The sequence below is a fragment of the Maribacter huludaoensis genome, from assembly GCF_029350945.1.
GTDB classification, from domain to species: domain Bacteria; phylum Bacteroidota; class Bacteroidia; order Flavobacteriales; family Flavobacteriaceae; genus Maribacter; species Maribacter huludaoensis.
On the sequence record NZ_JARKMS010000004.1, the window covers coordinates 170,134 to 191,010 of the forward strand.

Annotated in this window: 18 protein-coding genes and 2 tRNA genes; 5 read left to right on the forward strand and 15 right to left on the reverse strand. The window is 37.2% G+C overall.

Features of this window, described 5'->3' with window-relative positions; genetic code table 11:
* On the forward strand, positions 1 to 1,263 hold the full coding sequence (locus tag PXC01_RS13085) for a tetratricopeptide repeat protein (protein ID WP_276472738.1): 1,263 nt from the start codon (positions 1 to 3) through the stop codon (positions 1,261 to 1,263).
* 47 nt (positions 1,264 to 1,310) lie between these two features.
* Here PXC01_RS13085 and PXC01_RS13090 read toward each other — a convergent pair whose 3' ends face one another.
* Both PXC01_RS13090 and PXC01_RS13095 read right to left on the reverse strand, forming a co-directional pair.
* Positions 1,311 to 2,063 (reverse strand): C40 family peptidase, encoded by a 753-nt coding sequence (locus PXC01_RS13090; protein ID WP_276472739.1) that lies wholly within the window; start codon positions 2,061 to 2,063, stop codon positions 1,311 to 1,313.
* Between the two features lie 17 nt (positions 2,064 to 2,080).
* Positions 2,081 to 3,256 (reverse strand): acetyl-CoA C-acyltransferase, encoded by a 1,176-nt coding sequence (locus tag PXC01_RS13095; RefSeq protein WP_276472740.1) that lies wholly within the window; start codon positions 3,254 to 3,256, stop codon positions 2,081 to 2,083.
* A gap of 96 nt (positions 3,257 to 3,352) precedes the next feature.
* On the opposite strand from PXC01_RS13095, the gene PXC01_RS13100 reads away from it, so the two are divergent.
* From PXC01_RS13100 to PXC01_RS13110, 3 genes are all read left to right on the forward strand, one after another.
* Positions 3,353 to 5,413, forward strand: coding sequence for an HD family phosphohydrolase (locus tag PXC01_RS13100; RefSeq protein WP_420828592.1), 2,061 nt, complete (start codon positions 3,353 to 3,355; stop codon positions 5,411 to 5,413).
* A 112-nt stretch (positions 5,414 to 5,525) separates the two neighbouring features.
* Positions 5,526 to 5,614, forward strand: a tRNA-Ser gene (locus PXC01_RS13105).
* A 39-nt stretch (positions 5,615 to 5,653) separates the two neighbouring features.
* Positions 5,654 to 5,731 (forward strand) — tRNA-Pro (locus tag PXC01_RS13110).
* A 353-nt stretch (positions 5,732 to 6,084) separates the two neighbouring features.
* Here the strand turns inward: PXC01_RS13110 and PXC01_RS13115 are convergent.
* From PXC01_RS13115 to PXC01_RS13175, 13 genes are all read right to left on the reverse strand, one after another.
* Positions 6,085 to 7,905, reverse strand: a complete 1,821-nt coding sequence (locus tag PXC01_RS13115) for an AMP-dependent synthetase/ligase (RefSeq protein ID WP_276472741.1) — start codon at positions 7,903 to 7,905, stop codon at positions 6,085 to 6,087.
* A 79-nt stretch (positions 7,906 to 7,984) separates the two neighbouring features.
* Positions 7,985 to 8,449 (reverse strand): MaoC family dehydratase, encoded by a 465-nt coding sequence (locus tag PXC01_RS13120; protein WP_276472742.1) that lies wholly within the window; start codon positions 8,447 to 8,449, stop codon positions 7,985 to 7,987.
* Positions 8,450 to 8,453: 4 nt separating this feature from the next.
* Positions 8,454 to 9,191: an SDR family NAD(P)-dependent oxidoreductase gene (locus tag PXC01_RS13125; protein WP_276472743.1), complete on the reverse strand. Its 738-nt coding sequence runs from the start codon at positions 9,189 to 9,191 to the stop codon at positions 8,454 to 8,456.
* 78 nt (positions 9,192 to 9,269) lie between these two features.
* Positions 9,270 to 10,244, reverse strand: a complete 975-nt coding sequence (locus tag PXC01_RS13130; protein WP_276472744.1) for an NADPH:quinone oxidoreductase family protein — start codon at positions 10,242 to 10,244, stop codon at positions 9,270 to 9,272.
* Positions 10,245 to 10,352: 108 nt separating this feature from the next.
* The gene (locus PXC01_RS13135; protein ID WP_276472745.1) at positions 10,353 to 11,357 is read right to left on the reverse strand and encodes an NADP-dependent oxidoreductase; all 1,005 of its coding nucleotides are present in this window, start codon (positions 11,355 to 11,357) and stop codon (positions 10,353 to 10,355) included.
* A 65-nt stretch (positions 11,358 to 11,422) separates the two neighbouring features.
* Positions 11,423 to 12,193, reverse strand: a complete 771-nt coding sequence (locus tag PXC01_RS13140) for an enoyl-CoA hydratase/isomerase family protein (RefSeq protein WP_276472746.1) — start codon at positions 12,191 to 12,193, stop codon at positions 11,423 to 11,425.
* Between the two features lie 5 nt (positions 12,194 to 12,198).
* Entirely contained in the window at positions 12,199 to 12,954 is a 756-nt protein-coding gene (locus PXC01_RS13145) for an SDR family NAD(P)-dependent oxidoreductase (RefSeq protein WP_276472747.1), read from the reverse strand.
* Between the two features lie 50 nt (positions 12,955 to 13,004).
* Positions 13,005 to 13,436, reverse strand: a complete 432-nt coding sequence (locus PXC01_RS13150) for a hypothetical protein (protein ID WP_276472967.1) — start codon at positions 13,434 to 13,436, stop codon at positions 13,005 to 13,007.
* Positions 13,394 to 14,461 carry a phosphotransferase family protein gene (locus PXC01_RS13155; RefSeq protein WP_276472748.1) on the reverse strand — a complete coding sequence of 356 codons (1,068 nt, stop codon included), beginning with the start codon at positions 14,459 to 14,461 and terminating at the stop codon, positions 13,394 to 13,396. The genes PXC01_RS13150 and PXC01_RS13155 overlap by 43 nt, the downstream gene beginning before the upstream one ends.
* A gap of 58 nt (positions 14,462 to 14,519) precedes the next feature.
* Entirely contained in the window at positions 14,520 to 15,734 is a 1,215-nt protein-coding gene (locus PXC01_RS13160) for an acyl-CoA dehydrogenase family protein (protein ID WP_276472749.1), read from the reverse strand.
* Positions 15,735 to 15,772: 38 nt separating this feature from the next.
* Entirely contained in the window at positions 15,773 to 16,546 is a 774-nt protein-coding gene (locus tag PXC01_RS13165) for a glucose 1-dehydrogenase (RefSeq protein ID WP_276472750.1), read from the reverse strand.
* Positions 16,547 to 16,652: 106 nt separating this feature from the next.
* Complete coding sequence (locus PXC01_RS13170) at positions 16,653 to 18,467, reverse strand: acyl-CoA dehydrogenase family protein (protein WP_276472751.1); 1,815 nt, start codon at positions 18,465 to 18,467, stop codon at positions 16,653 to 16,655.
* Positions 18,468 to 18,634: 167 nt separating this feature from the next.
* Positions 18,635 to 19,237: a Crp/Fnr family transcriptional regulator gene (locus tag PXC01_RS13175; RefSeq protein WP_276472752.1), complete on the reverse strand. Its 603-nt coding sequence runs from the start codon at positions 19,235 to 19,237 to the stop codon at positions 18,635 to 18,637.
* 460 nt (positions 19,238 to 19,697) lie between these two features.
* Between PXC01_RS13175 and PXC01_RS13180 the strand changes: the two genes are divergently transcribed.
* Positions 19,698 to 20,561, forward strand: coding sequence for an acyl-CoA thioesterase (locus tag PXC01_RS13180; RefSeq protein ID WP_276472753.1), 864 nt, complete (start codon positions 19,698 to 19,700; stop codon positions 20,559 to 20,561).
* Positions 20,562 to 20,877 lie beyond the last annotated feature (316 nt).

Here is a 20,877-nt window from a genome sequence, read left to right on the forward strand (position 1 = left end):
ATGAAAAATAGGTTATTACTTGTGGCGGCACTGACATTTACAATGGTCAGTTTTGCTCAAAAAAATGAAATAAAGGCTGCAGAGAAGGCGTTGAAAGGTGGAGATGCTGCTGCTGCTCAAACTGCCTTAGAGGCTGCTTCAGGTACAATTGCTGCTGCAGACGAAAAGACCCAAGCTCAATATTATTTTACCAGAGGTAAGATATATAATGACCTTGCCAAAAAAGGAAACAACGATGCATTTGAAAAAGCGGCAAATTCTTTCAAGAAAGTCGTAGAAATAGAAGAGGCTTCAGGTAAGCAGAAATATACTGCAGAAACTAACCAATATATGGCGGCATTAACCGCTGATCTGGTAAACTCTGCTGTTAGCGATAACGGTAACAACAAATTTAAAGAAGCTGCTGAAAAATTGTATATGAGCTACACGCTTAGTCCAAAAGATACTTCTTACTTGTATTATGCAGCAGGTAGTGCGGTAAACGGTGGACATTACGAGATGGCGCTTGATTATTATAATAAACTACAAGAAGTTGGTTATGATGGTGGTGGTATGGTTTATAAGGCTACCAATGCGGCAACTGGTGAAGTTGAAGAAATGGATAAAGTTCAGCGCGACCTTATGGTTAAGTCAGGTACATATTCAAATCCTGTAGATGAAAAAACACCATCCAAAAAAGCTGAGATCGTTAAGAACACTGCATTGATCTACACACAATTAGGTCAAGATGAAAAGGCTTTAGAGGCTTATCAAGCTGCTAGACAGAATGATCCAGAAGATGTAAACTTAATTTTGAACGAAGCTAATCTATACTTTAATCAAGGAAATAAAGATAAGTTCAAGGAATTAATGGCTCAGGCAATTGCATTGGCTCCGGACAATCCAGATTTACATTACAACGTTGGTGTAATTAGTATGGAGCAGGAGAATTACGAAGATGCACGTGTATCTTATAAAAAGGCAATTGAGCTTAACCCTGAATATACGAATGCTTATTTAAACCTTTCTACTACATATGTAAATGAAGGTAACAAGTTAATTGATGAAATGAATTCATTAGGTAACTCTAGAGCGGATATTGCTAGATATGATGAGTTGAAAGAGAAAAAAGATGGTTTGTTCAAGCAAGGTGCAGATGTATTGGAAGATGCGTTAAAGAGCAGCCCTGATAACGAAAATATCATGACCCAGCTAAAGAATATTTACGGAGCAATGGGTGACAATGAAAACTTCATGAAAATGAAGAAGATGTTAGGAGAATAATCCCTAGCTCGTCAATAAAAATTAAAGGCCCTTTTAAGGGCCTTTTTTTATACTACCTTTTTAATGACCCGCAATTTATGGGTATAGGTTCTAAGGTCATTATTGAAGATGCCTGTATGATCAAGACGGTCTATTCTAACCTTACCGTTAACATGAATAATGTAGTTGTCATTCATTATGATGCCTACATGATCAATTTCTCCGCTGGCATTGTCAAAAAAAGCTAAGTCTCCCGCTTCGCTTTCTTCAACAAAACTCAAAGCAGAGCCTTGTGTAGATTGTTCCTCTGCCGTCCTTAAAAGATGATAACCATTTATTTTATAGACCATTTGCGTAAAACCGGCACTATCAATACCGAAAGGAGATTTACCTCCTTTTAATTCAGGGGAGTTTAGGTATAGCAACGCTATTTTAACAAGGCTTTCCTTTATTTGAGGTTTGCTGATTGCGGTGCCATTAAAATTTACTGGCATTGATGGTGTATTCGGTATGCAGGAGCCAATTAAAATTGGGGTTAAAATTTGATTGGAATCTTCAACAAACGATATTAATTCTGCAACATGGTTTTTTGTTTGGTTTGCTTGTATGGTGGTAAACTCGTCTTCTGCTATAAAGTTTAGTTGGCTGTTTAATATCCACCCTTCACATTTATCTGCAATAGTCTTAATTCTAGACCAGTTTTTTCTGCTTTCCAACACCTTGTAATGTTCACCGAACAAAAGTTGGGTAATTAGTTCAGATACCTCATCGGCTGAGCTTCTTACAGGAACAATGCTTAATTGACAAATACCGTATTGCATAGAATTATTTTATGCGCTTAAGCTTTTTCAATAATTATAGCGGAAGCACCACCACCGCCATTACATATTGCGGCAGCACCTAATGTAGCATTGTTTTGTTCCAAAACGTTCAAAAGTGTAATTAAAATACGTGCGCCAGAACAACCTAACGGGTGCCCCAAAGATACAGCGCCACCATTTACGTTCACATTTTTATCGTTCAAGCCCAATATTTTCATATTCGCAAGACCAACAACTGAAAAGGCTTCGTTAAATTCAAAAAAGTCTATTTCTTCTAATTTAAGGTTTGCCTTTGCCAAGGCTTTAGGCAGTGCTTTAGCTGGGGCCGTGGTAAACCATTCGGGTTCGTGTGCGGCATCGGCATAACTTTTAATTGTAGCCAGTGGTTTTAAACTTAGTTCTTCCGCCTTTTCCTTGCTCATTAATATTAATGCAGCGGCACCATCGTTTATGGTAGATGCATTGGCAGCGGTAACTGTTCCGTCTTTTGAAAATGCGGGTCTTAAATTTGGAATTTTTTCAATAAATACATTACTGAATTCCTCGTCTTTTGTAATCATTTTAGGTTCTCCGCGTCTTTGTGGTACGGCAACGGGTATAACTTCATTATCAAATTTGCCATTTTCCCATGCATCTGCAGATCTTTTGTAAGATTGAATAGCGTAAGCATCTTGATCTTCTCTGCTGAATTCATATTTAGTAGCACATGCATCTGCACATACTCCCATGGCATTTTCATCATATGCATCTACAAGACCGTCCTTTTGCATACCGTCTATCAAAGAAGTGGGACCAAATTTTGTACCGGTTCTCATATGAACATAATGTGGTATTAAGCTCATGTTTTCCATGCCGCCGGCAATAACTACATCTGCATCGCCTAGAGCAATTGCCTGTGCCCCTTGCATTACGGATTTCATGCCCGAGGCACATACTTTATTAATGGTAGTACAAGGTACTGTATTTGGTATGCCGGCATATATAGCGGCTTGTCTGGCAGGTGCTTGACCTGTGCCTGCTTGTACTACATTTCCCATTATAACTTCATCGACTAAAGTTGGGGATAAGTTTATTTTTTTTAATGCGCCTACAATAGCGATCGCCCCTAATTTTGGAGCGGTAACTGTTGATAATCCACCCATGAAACTACCTATTGGAGTTCTAACGGCTGATACAATAACGACTTCTTTCATGTTTTATATTATTTGATTACACGAAATTACTAAATTCTATAGCAACCCAAGGGATATCGGTTAAATTACTAGTTATCAGTTTATAATTTTCTATTTTTGAAGAACCTAATAAATTTTCTTTTGGATAATCTTTACAAACAGCAATCGCTCATTTTCAAGTATATACTCTATTTTGCAGCGGTGGCATTTATAGTGTTTTTCTTGCCTAAGGGAGGGAAGTTTAAATACGAATTTCAAAAAGGGAAACCTTGGCAGTTCGAAAACTTGTATGCACCCTTTGATTTTTCAATTCAAAAAACCAATGCAGAAATTGAGAAAGAAAAACAGGTTATTGAAAGTAATCAGTTACCCTACTATAGATATGATCAAGCTGAAGTAAATAGGGTAGAAGAAGAGTTTGAGGAGAAGTTTCAGGATATATGGAGGCAAAGCGTTCTTAGTGAAAACCAGAAAACTCGTTTAAAGTATTATTCCAAGATAGTGCTAGATTCTGTCTATGCCAAGGGCATTTTACAAAACAATGGAAAACAAATTCAGCGTAACTTTATTTATTTGGTAAAGGACAATGAAGCAAGAAAAGTAAGGGTTTCAGATTTTTATAGGGTAAATGAAATTACCAGTTTGGTGAGTAAGGTGCTCTCCGAGAACAACCTATTTGAATTTGAGAAAGAAATACAGGCTTTGTTCTTTGATATTATTTCGCCAAATGTAAGTTTTGATAATAGTCTTACACAAAAAGCCAGAGCAGAAGCTTTGTCCAAATTATCCTATACAAGAGGTACTGTTGATCAAGGTAGATTGATTATTGCCAAGGGAGAAGTCGTAGAGGCTGAAAATCTAAAAATATTAGAATCTTTAAAGTCCGAGTATGAATCTGAACTATGGACTGCCAATAACTATTATTATATACTAATTGGGTATACGGTGCTAGTTGCTTTAGTGCTAATTATGCTTTTCTTGTTCTTGAAAAAATATAGGAGAACGGTATACGAAAATAATGTAAAGGTCACTTTTATATTTTTCAATATTCTCTTGATGGTATTCATTACCACCATGGTTATAAAGTACAATGATCAACTGGTATTTGTTGTACCGCTATGTATACTTCCGCTTATTTTAAAAACGTTCTTTGATGCCAGATTGGGGCTATTTGTACATGTATTGACCATTCTGATCTTAGGTTTTGTAGTGCCTAATAGTTTTGAGTATATATTTCTCCAAATTATCACAGGTATCGTTACTATTTTGACTGTATCGGAATTGTACAAAAGAGCAAATCTTTTTGTTAGTGTGGGTCAAATTACTCTTATTTATATTGTTGGGTATTTAGCTTTTCATACCATACATGAGGGAGATTTAAGCGATATTGAATGGTACACATTGGGACTTTTTCTTTTAAATGGTATGATTACCCTTTTTGTACAGCCATTGATCTACATTTATGAGAAGGTTTTTGGGCTGGTGTCAGATGTGTCGTTATTGGAATTGTCAGATACAAATTCAAAGCTTTTAAAGGAATTATCGAACAGAGCACCGGGAACTTTTCATCATTCGTTACAGGTGGCCAATTTAGCTGAAGCCGCCGCTAATGAAATTGGTGCAAATGCAATGCTGGTAAGGGTAGGGGCATTGTATCATGATATTGGCAAAATGAACGACCCTACGTACTTTACAGAGAACCAGGTGACCAATGTTAATCCGCATGATGAACTTACGCCTAAGGACAGTGCCCGTATTATAATTGATCATGTCATTAAAGGAATAGAAATAGCTAGAAAGAACAATGTACCTGACCGTGTAATAGATTTTATACGATCTCATCATGGTACCACGTTGGTATTTTATTTTTATAAGAAACAGAAAGAATTGGAAGAAGAGGTAAATGAAGAAGATTTTAGGTACCCCGGTCCGTTGCCATTTTCTAGGGAGACCGCTATTCTTATGATGGCAGATTCTGTTGAAGCGGCATCTAAAAGTTTAAAGAACCCAACTTTTTTAATTATTGATGAGTTTGTTGACAAAATAATTTCTGGTCAGATGAAGGCAAACCAATTTTTAAATGCAGACATTACGTTCAAAGAAATTGAAACGATAAAGAAAATATTCAAGCAAAAGCTAATAAATATTTATCATTTGCGTGTGGAATATCCTGAGTAACAGGGATGTATTTTTTTATTGAAAAAAAACATTAAAAATAGTTGTGTATAATCAGTAATACTTACTACATTTGCATCCGCTATTTAGAGCAACAGTTCATTGAAGAATTACTGGAGAGGTGCCTGAGTGGCCGAAAGGAGCGGTTTGCTAAATCGTCGTAGGTGGAAACACTTACCCAGGGTTCGAATCCCTGTCTCTCCGCAACAATATGTTGAGAGACATATTTTTTGATAACCAATTCGGGGTGTAGCGTAGCCCGGTTATCGCGCCGCGTTTGGGACGCGGAGGTCGCAGGTTCGAATCCTGCCACCCCGACCAATTTTAATTACCCTCGTAAATCATAAGATTTACGAGGGTTTTTTCTTTTTAAGGGTTTATGAAATCTACAAAAATAGCTGGTAGATGTAATAAGAAATCGCAATAAGTCCAGATCTTATAAAACTAAAATTTCAGCTTCTTCTTGTAAGGAATTATGGTAATGATTATGATACACTCATTTAATCAACTCCATAATTAAATTTGTGAACTAGTTTTATTGGCGCAGCCAAAGGGTATAATTCCCCCGAGGCTTGCCTCAAATTTAAAAGTTTGTTCACTTTGTTTGCTTCATGGGCTTGCCCTGAGGTATTTTACTTTAAAGCTCTTGCCAAAGTATTCTATATCGATTTTTATTATTCGGCATAAATATCCAAAATTTCGGTACTGAACTTCTCTCTAATGACCCTACGTTTTAATTTTAGAGTAGGTGTTAGCTCTGCAGCTGCACCATCTGTATGTACCGGGAGCCATTCTCGGGAAATAAGTTTAAACTTCTTAATTTGTTCTACATGACTAAATTCTGGGTTGTATTTGTCAATAATCTTTTGGTAGCGTTTAATTACTTTGGGGTGCTTTATAATGTCATCTAAACTTGTCCATATAATATCTTTTTTATGGCAGTAGCTTTTTAAAGCTTCTACAGCAGGTACTATTAAAGCAGAGACAAATTTTTGCTTATCTCCAATTACCATCATCTGTTCCACTAAAAATTCTTCTTTTATTCTATTTTCTATAGGTGCAGGTGCTACGTATTTACCGCCTGAAGTTTTAAGTAGTTCCTTCTTTCTATCCGTTATTTTTAAAAATTCACGTCCCGTTGGTCCTTTTAACAAAGTACCAATATCGCCGGTTCTAAAATAGCGTTTGCCATTAATTTGGCAAAAAACTTGGGCATTCACGTCTGGTTTCTTGTAGTAACCCATCATTACACTTGGTCCATGTGCTAAAATCTCACCTTCTCCTTCTCTATAATCCCCTCCTTCTTTATCGATCACTATGTCAATACCATTAATAAGTGGACCTGCGGAACCTAATAGTGCACCATCTGGACCCATGGTATTCACGCTTAAGGTAGGTGAAGTTTCCGTTAGGCCGTACCCTTCTCTAATAGGAATTCCTGCGGCGCAAAAAACACGCATAATTTTTACAGGACATGGTGCCGCTCCGGTAATTACGGCTTTTAAATTTCCGCCAAGTGCATCGCGCCATTTAGAGAAGATGAGTTTATCCGCAATTTTCCATTTTAGTTTAGAGGTAAAGGATAGTTTTTGATTCAATTCATAATCATCGGTCAATGCCAATGCCCAAAAGAATAGCTTCTTTTTTACGCCATCTAAGGCTAGGCCTTTATTATAAATAGCTTCGTAAATTTTCTCTAACAATCTTGGAACCGTAGTGAATGTAGCAGGTTTAACAGCTGCTAAATCGCCCTCGGGGCCACTTAGATTATCTGTACCTGCAAAGAAAATTTTAGCGCTTTTATAATAATATACAAAGGACACTGCGCGCTCATATATATGGCATAGGGGTAAAAAACTAAGTACATTTTCGCCAGATTTTGCCTGTAAATGTGGAGAAGTATTTAAAACAATATGCATTATGTTTTTGTGTGACAACATTACACCTTTTGGATTTCCTGTAGTACCAGAGGTATAGATAATGGTAGCTAAATCTTCGGCCGTTGTAGCGTTTTTAATTTTTTCTATCTCATTCTTGTGCGAATCATTAAAAACATTTTCCCAATAAGGTTTGTCATCTTGCTTATCCAATGTGTATATCTGCTTTAAAGTCGCTACATTTTCCTGTGACGCTTTTAGCTTGGTATATAAATCCCCGGCACCGCAGAAAGCTATTTTTACCTCTGCCTCATTTAAAATATATTCATATTCGCCAACACTTATGGTTGGGTATAAGGGAATACTTATAATGCCGGCCATTTGCATGGCAAAATCCAAAATCATCCATTCCGGTCTATTTTTATAAACTACCAATGCAACTTTATCGCCAGGCTTAAGGCCAAGGTGCAAAAGTCCAGATGCCATACTTTCGGCGGCCTCTTTAACTTGCTGTGAACTATACGATTTCCATATACCAGCATCATCTCTACCGTTTATGGATTTTTCTAAAGGATAATTTTCAAGTTGATGGTATAAAAGGTCAAAAAGTCTGGTCATTGCTTCTGTTTGTTTTACTAGTTTAAAATACGAAAAAATTCAATCAGATTCTACTTACATAACTATGATAATTAGGTGCTTATGAGAACATTAGGCTAATAAATTCTGCTACACAGGCCGGTTTGTCATTACCTTCGATTTCTACGGTACAGTTCCATATTACTTTTAGGCCTTTGTCACCATATTCTTCTATATGGGCAATACTACCTACTAATCTTAAGCGACTGTCAACTAACACAGGACTTGGAAAACGAACTTTGTTTAAACCATAATTAACGCCCATTTTTACGGACTTGATCTTAATAAGGTCCTCTAGTAGTTTAGAAAGCATGGATACGGACATAAAGCCATGTGCTACAGGTTTTTTAAAAGGGGAATGCTTTCTTGCCTTTTCAACATCTACATGAATCCATTGGTGGTCCCCAGTTGCTTTTGCAAAATCATTGATCATTTCTTGGGAAACGGTTATCCAATTACCTTCGGGCAAAGATTTGCCCTCTAGTGCTCTAAATGCCTCAAAATCTTCTATCTCTAATTTTGCCATGTTTTTATCTTGAAGTTCCACCATCTATGGTTAAACATGTTCCCGAAACAAACCTAGCCTCGTCCGATGCCAGGTATAAATATCCATAGGCAATGTCTATAGGCTGAGCAACGGTTTTTAACGGTATACTTGCTTCTATTGCTGCAAAGTGCTCCTTAGGTATTTTGGCAACCATATCTGTCATGGTAAAACCTGGAGCGATTGCATTCGCGGTAATGCCATGCTTACCAAGTTCCATAGTCCAAGTTTTTGACATGGCTATTACACCTGCTTTGGTAGCTGCATAATTTGTTTGCCCAAAGTTTCCACGTAGACCTACATTAGAAGCGGCACTAACAATTCGCCCATATTTGTTTGCTTTCATATATGGTGCTGCAGCTTGGGTGCACAAAAAGACACCTTTTAAGTTTACGTTTACGACAGAGTCAAACTCCTCTTCGCTCATTTTTTCAAGAGTTTTGTCCCGTGTAATTCCGGCATTATTGATCAGGATATCCAATTTTCCGTACTTATCGTTAATAGCGGCAAATAAGGTTTCTATAGCTGATTTTTCGGTTACGGATACCGAGTGAAACTCTGCCTTACCACCACTAGAATTAATACTGTCTGCAACTGCTTGCCCTTCTGGTAAAAGGTCAACTATAATTACGGTAGCGCCTTCTTTTGCAAATAGTTCAGAAATTGCCTGTCCTATACCTCTAGAGCCACCTGTTACTACTGCTATTTTGTTTTCTAATCTCATATTGTTCTATTTCTAAATTCTAATTATTTATTACTGACGTAAAGTTGACAGCGTTATGTTTATAATTTCCTTAGCTGATTATATGGTAACGATCAATTTACCTCTTACCTTTCTATCGGTCATTTCTTCAAGAGCCGTGGCGGTATCCTTCAAATTGTAAATAGCATGAATATGTGGTTTTAGTTTACCTTCTGCATGCCATTTCATTAAAATCATAGTATTCTGCATATTAGCTTTACTATCTTTCATGGCAAAGGCACCCCAAAAAACTCCAACTATTGCAGCTTCTTTAAGTAAAGGAAGGTTAAGCGGAATCTTAGGAATATCGCCAGCTGCAAAACCTACTACTAAATATCTGCCATTTCGGGCTATACCTCTAAAAGCTGGTTCTGAATATATTCCTCCTACTGGGTCATATATAACATCAACGCCTTTACCACCTGTAAATTCTTTTATAGATGCTTTAAGGTCTTGAGAAGTATAATTTATGGTTTCGTCTGCTCCATATTCTTTACATAAAGCCAGTTTTTCATGGGTGGAGGCTGCTGCAATTACTTTGGCGCCCATAAGTTTACCAAGTTCAACAGCTGCCAAACCAACACCTCCAGAGGCGCCTAGAACCAAAAGTGTTTCGCCTTTACTTAAATTACCCCTGTCCTTTAATGCGTGATATGATGTACCATAGGCCATTAAGAAAGAAGCGGCTGTAGGGAAATCCATTTGTGGAGGTTTTGGGAAACATGCATTTGAAGGTATGAGTACTTCTTCTGCCAAGCCTCCATGGGCTACAAAGCCAAATACTTCTTGACCCACTTTTAAATGGGAAACATCCTCGCCAATTTTTTTAACGACACCGGCCACATCACTTCCAGGGGTAAAGGGCAGCTCTGGTTTAAACTGATATAAACCTTGGATAATCAAAGTATCTGGAAAATTTAAGCCACATGCTTTTACTTCTACTAAAACCTCTTTAGCTTTGGGGTTTAAATTGTCTACATCTTCCAATACCAAAGAGGACGGAGGACCAAATTTTTTACATCGTATAGCTTTCATTTGTAAGTTTTTAATCTTTAGTTTTTAGGTGGACAGAAAAAATGCATTATTAGCTACTGAACGATAACATAAGATTGGTTGTATAGCTAAATTTGCGCTATGTACTTCTTAATCCTCTATAATTTTTAAAACCAATTTTCCCATTTTGTCACCAGAGAAAAGACGGCTGTAAGTTTCCGGAAAATTTTCAATTCCCTCATAAATGTCCTCTTTGCTTTTTAGTTTTCCTTGCGACATCCAGCCACCTAAGATTTTGGCTCCTTCAGCGTATCTGTCCGCATAGTCAAAAACGACCATGCCCGTCATGCTCGCCCTATTGACCAATAGCGATAGATAGTTGCTTGGACCTTTTATCGCGGTCTTATTATTGTATTGGGAAATTGCTCCGCAAATAACAATTCTAGCGTTCATACGTAATCTACCTAAGGCGGCATCCAATATTTCTCCACCAACATTATCAAAATAGATGTCCAGACCTTTAGGGCATTCTTCTTTTAGCCGGTCCTTTACGTTTTCATTTTTATAATCTATACACGCATCAAAACCCAATTCATCAACAACATATTTGCACTTCTCTGCACCACCTGCAATACCTACTACTTTACATCCTTTTATTTTGGCAACTTGCCCAACAATACTGCCCACGGCACCAGCTGCGCCAGAAACTAAAACAATATCACCTTCTTTTAATTTGCCCACTTCGGTAATACCAAAATAAGCTGTCATGCCCGGCATACCTAAAGTGCCAATATATGTAGGTAATGGTGCCAGCTTTGGGTCTACTTTATAATAGCCATCTGCTTTTGTAGCAATATATTGTTGTACGCCTGCGTAACCGGCAACGTAGTCGCCAACTTTAAAAATAGGGTGATTGTTGGCTTCTATTACCTGACCAACGGAACCGGCTCGCATTACCGAATTGATTTCCATAGGTGGTATGTATGATTTGGCATCGTTCATCCAGCCACGCATTGCAGGGTCTAATGAAACATAATGCTGCTGAATTAAAACTTCACCTTCATTTATTTTTGGAATAGGATTGGTCGTTAACGACCATGTTGAAGCATCGGCATCACCAGTGGGTCTTTTTACAAATAATAATTGTTTGTTCATGAGTTTAATTTTTTATGTAGGTTCTAAACCTGTCTTTAGCTTATAGCTTTCTACTAATATTCTAGTTATTTTTTCTTGTTGGTAAAGCTTTCAACATAAGCCTTCATTTTGGAACGTATCTCTGGTTTCCACCAAAGTTCAGCGGCTTCTTTTAAAGAGTTTTGACCATTATTATCCAATTTTTCAAGAAGGTGTTTTCTAACTTTGGCCTTGGTATTCATCCAAATTTGTTGGTCAGCTTTCATGTACAGGCGCATTTGCTTTTCTGCACGCTCCAAAACATTTTCCAAGGGAACCAATTCATCTACCAGACCAGCGGACACTGCTTCTTTTCCGGTCAATAGTTTACCTTCTAAAATATATCTGCTAGCCAAACCATCACCCATCCAAAAAGCATAAACTTCTGTTAGGTTTTGACTAATTTGAATGTTTACGGCAACCTCATTAAGACCTATGACAAATTTATCTCCGTTGGCCATGTAACGATTATCACTGGCAACTGCCAATACACATCCGCCGGCAGGAGAATAACCGGTAATTGCAGAAATAAAAGGCTTTTTAAATTGTACCAGTTCTAAGTATAATGTACCGAACGCTGCAAAGAAATCTTCTATTTGATTTTTGTCATATTGAAAAAGTTCTATTAAGTCTAAACCTGCGGAAAAGTAATTAGGTTGACCGAATAGTATTACACCTTTTACCTCATCATTTGCTGCTATAGACTTAAAAGTTTCTCGCAATTCTGCCACCATTTCAGCATTTATAGCATTTACTTTTCCACGGTTCATTTGTACAATGGCGTACTCGTTTTTGTATGTAATTTTTAATGTTTTCATATTATTTATAAGGAAGTTCCTCCGTCTAATGTTAATGTTTGTCCTGTCATGAATTTTGAATTGTCAGAAGCCAGATAGCAAATACCTTCTGCAATTTCTTCGGCCTCACCAAATCTTTTCATGGGAACCATCCTTTTTAGCAAATCTCCCATATCTGGTCTAGAACTAAGTAATTGGTCCAATAATGCAGAATGTGTATAGCCCGGGCAAACTGCATTGATGCGAATATTTTTACTGCCATACTCCAGTGCGGCAGATTTTGTCATGCCTACAACGGCAAATTTGCTGGCGCTGTAAGACAGATTGTTGCCAGAAGCTTTGAGTCCGGCCAAGGAGGCTATATTGACAATGTTGCCTTGGCCTTGTTTGGTCATCTGTTTAAGCGCTACTTGCATACAATAGAATACCCCGGTCTGGTTTACGGCAATGACATGGTGCCAATCTTCATGGGTGTGCTCGGCAGTTTTCAAAAGATTTTTACCTCCAATACCGGCATTATTCACCATTACATCTACGCGGTCATAATTTAAGACCGTTTGTGATATTAAATTTTGAACTTCATCAAATTTGGTTACATCGGTTTTTAGGGCAATTGCGTTACCACCGTTGGACTTTATTTCTTCAGCAGTTTTTTGTGCATTTTCGAGGTCGATGTCCGAAACTACTACAGTTGCTTTTCGCTCACCTAAAAGTTTGGCCGCTGCAGCACCTATACCGCTTCCACCACCTGTAATGATTACTACTTTATCTTCTAAATTCATCTATTGTATTTTTATTGCCTTAGGTTTATTTGATTTTTTTTTTTTGAATTTTAATTACATTGAATCAACCTTGAGTCTAACAAAGCTTTATCTCTTAAGTGAGTAGGATAGCCTTTTGCCGTAATCATTTCCAAAAAATCAACGGGAGTTTTATATTTTACAAGTAATATTTTGTCCCATAAAGCTTCACTCTCTGGTCCGATCAATGTTCGTTGAGGTTTTCCTAAATAAAGAATTTCAGCATTGGCTTTTATAAAAAAGGGCATTGCAGCTTTCATGTAGCCTTTATAAGATTCCGTTCCGGATAATCCGGTTTCTGCAACCGTATCTTTGAATTTTAGCAAGTTCATCATTACTACAGGTTTGTCTGCAGGTAATAGCGAAAGGGCTTTTAACTGTTCTTTGTTGATTGTTTTATGGTATGTTGTTTTCAACTTCTCTAAAATAAATTGTCTATTTGTTTCTTTTGTATCGCTTCCCACGCGGTTTTACAGCATAGCTCAGATGCTTTGTTCAGTTGAGCGAACTTTGGATCGCTCGTGTGTCCATGTTTATAGCGATAGTAAATTTGCTGTGCGATTACGGCAATTTTGAACAATCCGTAGGCATAATAAAAAATTAGGTTATCTACATTTCGTCCACTTTTTACTGCATACTGCTGTACGATTTTTGCACGAAGAGGATTGCCTTCCATAACCGTTGGAGACTGTAGGCCTTGCTTCATGAAATCTGGATCTGCGTACGTAGTCCAATAGCCCAAAGAAGTACCTAGGTCCATTAAAGGATCACCAAGGGTACACATTTCCCAATCTAGAATAGCTGCAATTTCTTTCCAGCTATTGTCCTTGAAAACCACATTGTCATATTTAAAATCATTGTGTATTAAAGTGTGATCATATGTTTTGGGTTGATTTTCTGCCATCCATTTCATTACTTTCCCGGCAGTAGGGACATCATCTGTTGCGGCAGCTACGTATTGTTTGCTCCAATTGGTTACTTGTCGCTCCACATAACCTTCAGGGCGTCCCAAGTTTTCTAATCCTGCTGATTTATAATCTATAGCGTGAAAAGCTACAAAAGAATCTAGCCAGGTATTGGAAATGGTCTTAAACTCTAGTGGAGTAATTTGTAATTTATGTGCTTCTTTAGCAGTCAGGATAATCCCTTTTACTTTACTCATGATGTAAAATGGGGCTCCAATAATTGTAGTGTCTTCAGTATATGTATATGCTTTAGGGGTTTTATCGAATAGGGTATTTAAGTTTGAAATAACCTTGTATTCTCGACTCATATCATGTCCTCGTTTTGGTGCGGCAAATGGAGGTCGACGTAAGACGTATTCCTTATTTTCAATTTTCAATAAATAAGTAAGATTAGAAAAACCATTGGCAAATTGTTCTACTTGAAGTGTACTTTTGCTATCTGCAATTAAGTTGTGCTCAAGAAGAAATTTCCTAAGATTAATTTCTTGTAATTCTTCACCTTTTCTAACCGGTTTTATATTCATATTGTAATGTTCTTTCCCCAGTAGGAGGGAAGCTTTTAAATTTTGATTATCCTTCTATTTATTTGGCATATCTTTTTATGACATTTTTACCAAGTTGACTCATATGCACCTCATCAGGTCCATCTGCTAACCTTAAAGTTCTTGCCGCTGCGTAAAAGTGTGCTAAAGGAGTGTCGTTGCTTACTCCTAATCCGCCTAAAATCTGAATTGCCCTATCTATGACTTTAAGCGTCATTTTTGGAGTAACAATTTTAATCATTGCGATTAAATCTTTTGCTTCTTTATTTCCAAGTCTGTCCATTTTATCCGCTGCCGACAATACCAATAAACGGGTTTGCTCAATTTCACACGCAGAACTGGCAATATCTTGGCGTACACTACTATAAGTGTCCAAGGTTCTGCCAAAAGGTTTACGCTGTGTGGTGCGCTCTGCCATAATTTCAAGAGACTTTTGTGCCATACCAATAAGGCGCATACAATGGTGTATTCTACCTGGTCCCAATCTACCTTGGGCAATGGCAAAACCTTGGCCTTCGCCTACTAATAGATTTTCTTTTGGTACGCGAACATTTTCCAAAAGAATTTCTGCATGACCTTCAGGGGAGTCAGAATATCCAAAAACCGGTAAATGTCTTATGATTTTTAGGCCCGGTGTATCCATTGGCACTAAAATCATACTCTGTTGTTGGTGTCTTGGAGCATTAAAATCTGTTTTTCCCATGACAATACTGATCTTGCAATTGGGGTCCATTGCGCCAGATGACCACCATTTTCTACCGTTAATAACATATTCATCGCCGTCGGCAACAATAGAGGTTTCTATATTGGTTGCATCAGAAGAAGCAACCTCTGGTTCGGTCATTAAAAATGCGGAACGTATATCGCCGTTCATTAAAGGTTGTAGCCACTTTTTTTGCTGGGTAGGATTACCGTACTTGGCAAGCACTTCCATATTGCCCGTATCAGGAGCGTTACAATTAAATATTTCAGGAAGCCATATGGTGCGGCCCATAATTTCGGCCAACGGTGCATATTCCAAATTGGTCAACCCTGCACTTAGATCACCGTAAGCTTTTGGTAGAAATAAATTCCATAAACCAGCATCTTTTGCTTTTTGCTTTAAGCCTTCTAATCCTGGCCATTTTTTCCAAGCATTATCCGGATGGTGATGAAAAGCATCAACCTCAGCTTCCACCGGAAGAATGTGTTCATCAACAAAGGCTTGTACTTTTTGCTGTAATGCTATTGCTTTTTCACTGTGTTCAAAATTCATTAGCTTTTTCTTTTATCAACTTAATAATGAGTTTTCACCTATCCGGAAATCAAGTAACCACCGTCAACGGTATACACACCGCCCGTCATATACGAACCTGCATCTGAAGCTAGAAGCATTACAACGCCAGCCAGTTCATCTGGTTCAGCTATTCTTTTTAGTGGTACGATACCGGTATAACCGGCAACCATTTTTTCGTTGGACCATAGGGCTTCGCTAAGTTTTGTTTTTACCAGTCCCGGACAAACCGCATTGGAACGTATTCCATGTTTGCCCCATTCCTTCGCTTGGTTTTTAGATAACATGATCATTGCCGATTTGGTAACGCTGTACAGGCCAAGGTTAAATCCTGGATGCACACCTTCAACGGAAGAAATATTGATGATACTGCCGCCGCCTTGTGTTTTCATGTGGGGTTGGGCCAAATTTGAAAGAATCCAGGGAGCTTTGACATTAACATTCATGATCTTGTCAAAAATTTCTTCATCTGAAGCTTCCAATGGTCCGTAATAGGGGTTGATTGCTGCATTGTTCACCAAAATATCTATTCTGCCATAGCTATCTATAGTTTTAGCTATTAGTGCTTCGCGCTGATCTGCTTCACCAATATGACATGCAATACCTATAGCTTCTAAACCTGCTTCATTGAATTCTTTAGCAATGGCATCTACGGCATCTTGCTTACGGCTACTGATAACCACTTTAGCTCCGTTTTCTGCTAGCCCTCTGGCAATTGAAAGTCCTATACCTTTACTAGATCCTGTTATAATAGCTACTTTTCCAGAAAGATCAAATCTTTTTTTTATACTCATTTTATAATATTGGTTCTTCTTGTTAGATATGTTTAATATTAGCTGTAGAAGTATCTATAATAGGTACTTCTACAGCTATTCTCACATTTGTGATCGTTATGGTATGTTAAGCAAGTACCTCTTTGTCGGTACCTATGGTCAGTGCCGTTTTGTTATCCATTAAAATTTCTGCCAAACCTGTGGTTTTTGGAAGTTCATACTTAAAGAAAAATTGCATGGTATGTATCTTGCTTTCATAAAATGCGACACTATTTGTCTTATTGCCAGTCACTAGTGCATTGGTAGCTTCATTTGCAATATCTAACCATAACCAACTTATTAGAATAGTACTGAAAAATTCCATAAACGGGGTTGCATCTGCCAAAAAGCGCTCATAATCTCCTTTCATGGCAAAACCCATAAGAGATTGCAGCACCTCTTGTGTCAACTCTAATTTACTTGCCAATTTTTTGGCGAAGGGCACTAAAGATTCATGGGTCATACTGGCTTCAATAGAATTTTTAATTTCCGCCGAAAGTAATTTCAAAGCTTCCCCATTGTTCATAGTAATTTTTCTGCCTAATAGATCTTGTGATTGAATACCCGTTGTGCCTTCGTACAGTGCAAAAATTCTAATATCCCTTAAATATTGTTGCAAAATATAATCAGAACAGAAACCATATCCTCCTAATACTTGAACACCGTTATCTACGGCCGTTTTTCCCATTTCAGATGGATATGTTTTTACAACCGGAGTCATTATTTCAAGTAAAAGTCTATATTTCTCACGTTCTTCTTTACTTGTAGCGGCCAAAGAAAGATCATGATATTTTGCTGCTAAAAAAATGAGGCTTAAAGATCCTTCGGATACCGCTTTTTGTAGCAATAACATGCGTCGTACATCTGGATGGTTTATGATTAAAGTTTGTTCCTGGTTTGCATCTTTTTTTCCGGTACTGGTCAATTTACGGCCTTGCGGTCTTTCATTGGCATAATTCAATGAAGCTTGGTAAGCTGCGGTTGCAATGGCCGCGGCGCCTCTACCAACACCAATTCTTGCACCGTTCATCATTAGGAACATATATTTAAGACCTTGATGGGGTTCGCCTACCAACCAACCTTTGCAATCTTCTTTATCTCCAAAAAATAAGTGCGTAGTACAATACCCTCGTTGTCCCATTTTTTGAAAATCCGCAACTGTGGTAACATCGTTCGCCGTTAAACCTCCATCTTCTGTAGGCCTTCTTTTTGGCACTACAAAAAGTGAAATTCCTTTGGTACCTGCGGGTGCACCTTTTATTCTCGCCAAAACTAGATGTACAATATTCTCTGCACCAACGTAATCTCCACCAGAGATAAAGATTTTTTGTCCATGAATTTTATAAGAATCCCCATCTGGCGTGGCCGATGTAGTAATATCCGATAGGGAACTACCTGCTTGCGGTTCTGTTAGACACATAGTACCGCCCCATGTTCCTTCTAACATTTTAGGCACATATGTTTCGTTCAAATTTTTGTTGCCAAAATGTGTAATCAATTCTGCGGATCCCACCGTTAGACCAACATAACCTGGTAAATAGTTATTGGCAGCTTCTTGTATGAAAGCAGAAGCGTTTAAAACCATTTGAGGCAATTGCATACCACCATCTTCAATAGAGAACGAGCCTGAAATAAAACCCATTTCTCCCGCAGCTTTCATGTATTTGTTTACTTGAGGATGTACTATTATTTCACCGTCCTTAAAATGTGCGGGGTTTTCATCCATTTCCCTGAAGTAGGGAAACATTTCTTTGTCAGCAAAATCCTTAACCGAGTTCAATAACATTTCTATTGACTCTTTATCATATTCTGAGTAGCGCTCTTGTTCAAGTACTTCCTGTACATTATGTACCTTATATAATAAAAATTTAAGGGTTTCTAAATCTACATATTGGTTTGCCATATTGAATTTTATCTTAGAAATTATCGAAAGACAATTTAGAATTAAATCATATGAAATTGATTAAACCAGTTTAATAAATAGATAGTAAAAAGTTAAAATTTTGAGATTATAATAATTTAATTGGTAACAAAATAATAAAGTGTTAAGTGTTTGGTTATTTTAAAGAATTATAAAGAAGTGCTTATTCTTTTTCTGATTTTGGAAAGACCTACTGGAGTTAGTCCTAGATATGAGGCAATTAAATACTGGGGAACCCTTTGGAGCAGATCTGGTCGTTTTTCTAATAATCGCAGATATCGTTCTTCGTTGGTTCTATTACTTAATCTTTCTACCCGTGTAAAAATTTTCATAAAGGCCTCTTGCATTGACAAGCGCCCAAACCGCTCCAACTGGTGAGATTTTTTAAACGAATTTTCACCGTCCGATTTGGATATGGCATAGACGATAGTATTTTCAGAAGCTTTAAGGTAATATTTTGAAGGGGTTTCTTTTACATAGGCAGGTAAATCTGTAAAGAAGACATCATCCGTATAGAATTCAAGAACTTTTTGCTCACCTTCTTCTAGCTTGTAATAATAGATACATCCCTTTGCAACATAATAAAACTTGTCTACCATCTGACCGGGAGAAATTAAGGTTTCCCCTTTTTTTACCCTTATTTCATGATAAAATTGTAACCAATGGTTCAATTGGATTTCATCAACATCTGTATATGAAAGAATTTTATTTTTAAGATTTTGTAAATAATTTATGGGAACAGATTTAGTCATTACCTATTTATACCTTTGGGACCTTATAAATATAACAATTTTGTTCCATTAAGAAATTTATAAAGAACAGTTGAAGTCATATTAATTGTAATCAATTCTATAAAATTTACTTAAGCAACTGTTTTTCAACTTACAATATACCTTTAGACCATAAACTATAGAAATACGTGACGAATTTTGTGAAATTTATTTTGCAGCTAATGTTGCCGTCATGATATTATAGGGCATTGGATTGTAATGCACAAACTTGAAGTTAACGTTACTTTTGTACATGGCATTGGTATAGTGCAGGTTAGAGATCTACTAATTTATATACGAACCAAAAAAAATAAAAGTATGCTGCAAATTTTAAAATTTTAGGCTCGGTATTTCAAGACAATTTTTAAAGTGGAATAGGATTTACCGGCAACTTTTGTTTTTTTTATACCTAAATTGTTCCACTTACAATTAGTTAGTAGCCATGCAGACAATAAAGGAATTAATAGAGTTGATAACTCTGAATAAAATTGATGAGACCATTTTTGAAGGGGAGAATTATCAGGCACCTTGGGGAAGGGTATTTGGTGGTCAGGTACTTGCACAATCTTTACATGCGGCATATCAAACCGTACCCAAAGATCGTATTGCCCATTCTTTACATGGCTATTTTATTTTAGGTGGAGATTTAAGATATCCTATTAGGTATGAGGTAGATACTATACGAAATGGAGGCAGCTTTACTACAAGAAGGGTAGTAGCGAAACAAAACGGAGTGGCTATTTTTAATATGGCGGCATCTTTTCAGGTAAAAGCCGATGGGGTCAGCCATCAATTTCCTATGCCCAATTTAATTCCACCGGAGAAATTAACAACAAGTTTAGAACAAGTAGAAGAGATAAAAGAGTTGCATCCATTGGCTTATAAAAGACTTAAAGCAATACAACCTAGGGTTTTCAAATTTAAGCCAGTAGAAAAATTCACCACTCAGTTAGTTGAAAACGGTTCTCCTTTTTTTAACACCTGGCTTAAAACCTCTGACACTTCTGAAATTAGTTTACCCATGCAGCAACAACTTTTGGCCTATGCGTCTGATTATAATTTGCTGACAACGGCAACCTTGCCACACCGCGAGCAGTTGAACAAAGGGGAAACTTTTTACGCAAGTCTGGACCATGCCATATGGTTTCATAGAGATTTTGATATCACCAAATGGCTGCTTTATAGTATGGATAGCCCTAGCGCATCTAATTCTAGAGGTTTTGCTAGAGGTAGTGTTTATGACCGAAAAGGGGTATTGGTAGCTTCTGTAGCACAAGAAGGGTTAATGCGCCAAAGCATAAAGTAAGTAGTTTCTTTTAATAGATTCTTTGCTTGTTTTCTGTTAGTAGGCCACTGCTATTCTTTTAAATGCGTAATAATGAAAGAAAGCCATTTTTTTCAGGTTTTTCCATAAATTGCCTAAGAAGTCTTTTTAAAGTTTTAGTGTCAATTTTTTTAAAACGGTATATGGATAGCTCTTGTCTATGCTGATTTTTTAATGTTATAGTTCTCTGTAATGGTTTAAGAATTCAATGATTACATGGTACTATTTCTTCCCTAATGATAGTTGCATAGTACGCATATGTAGTATTCATAAAATTCTTTAGTTTACATTTAAATAT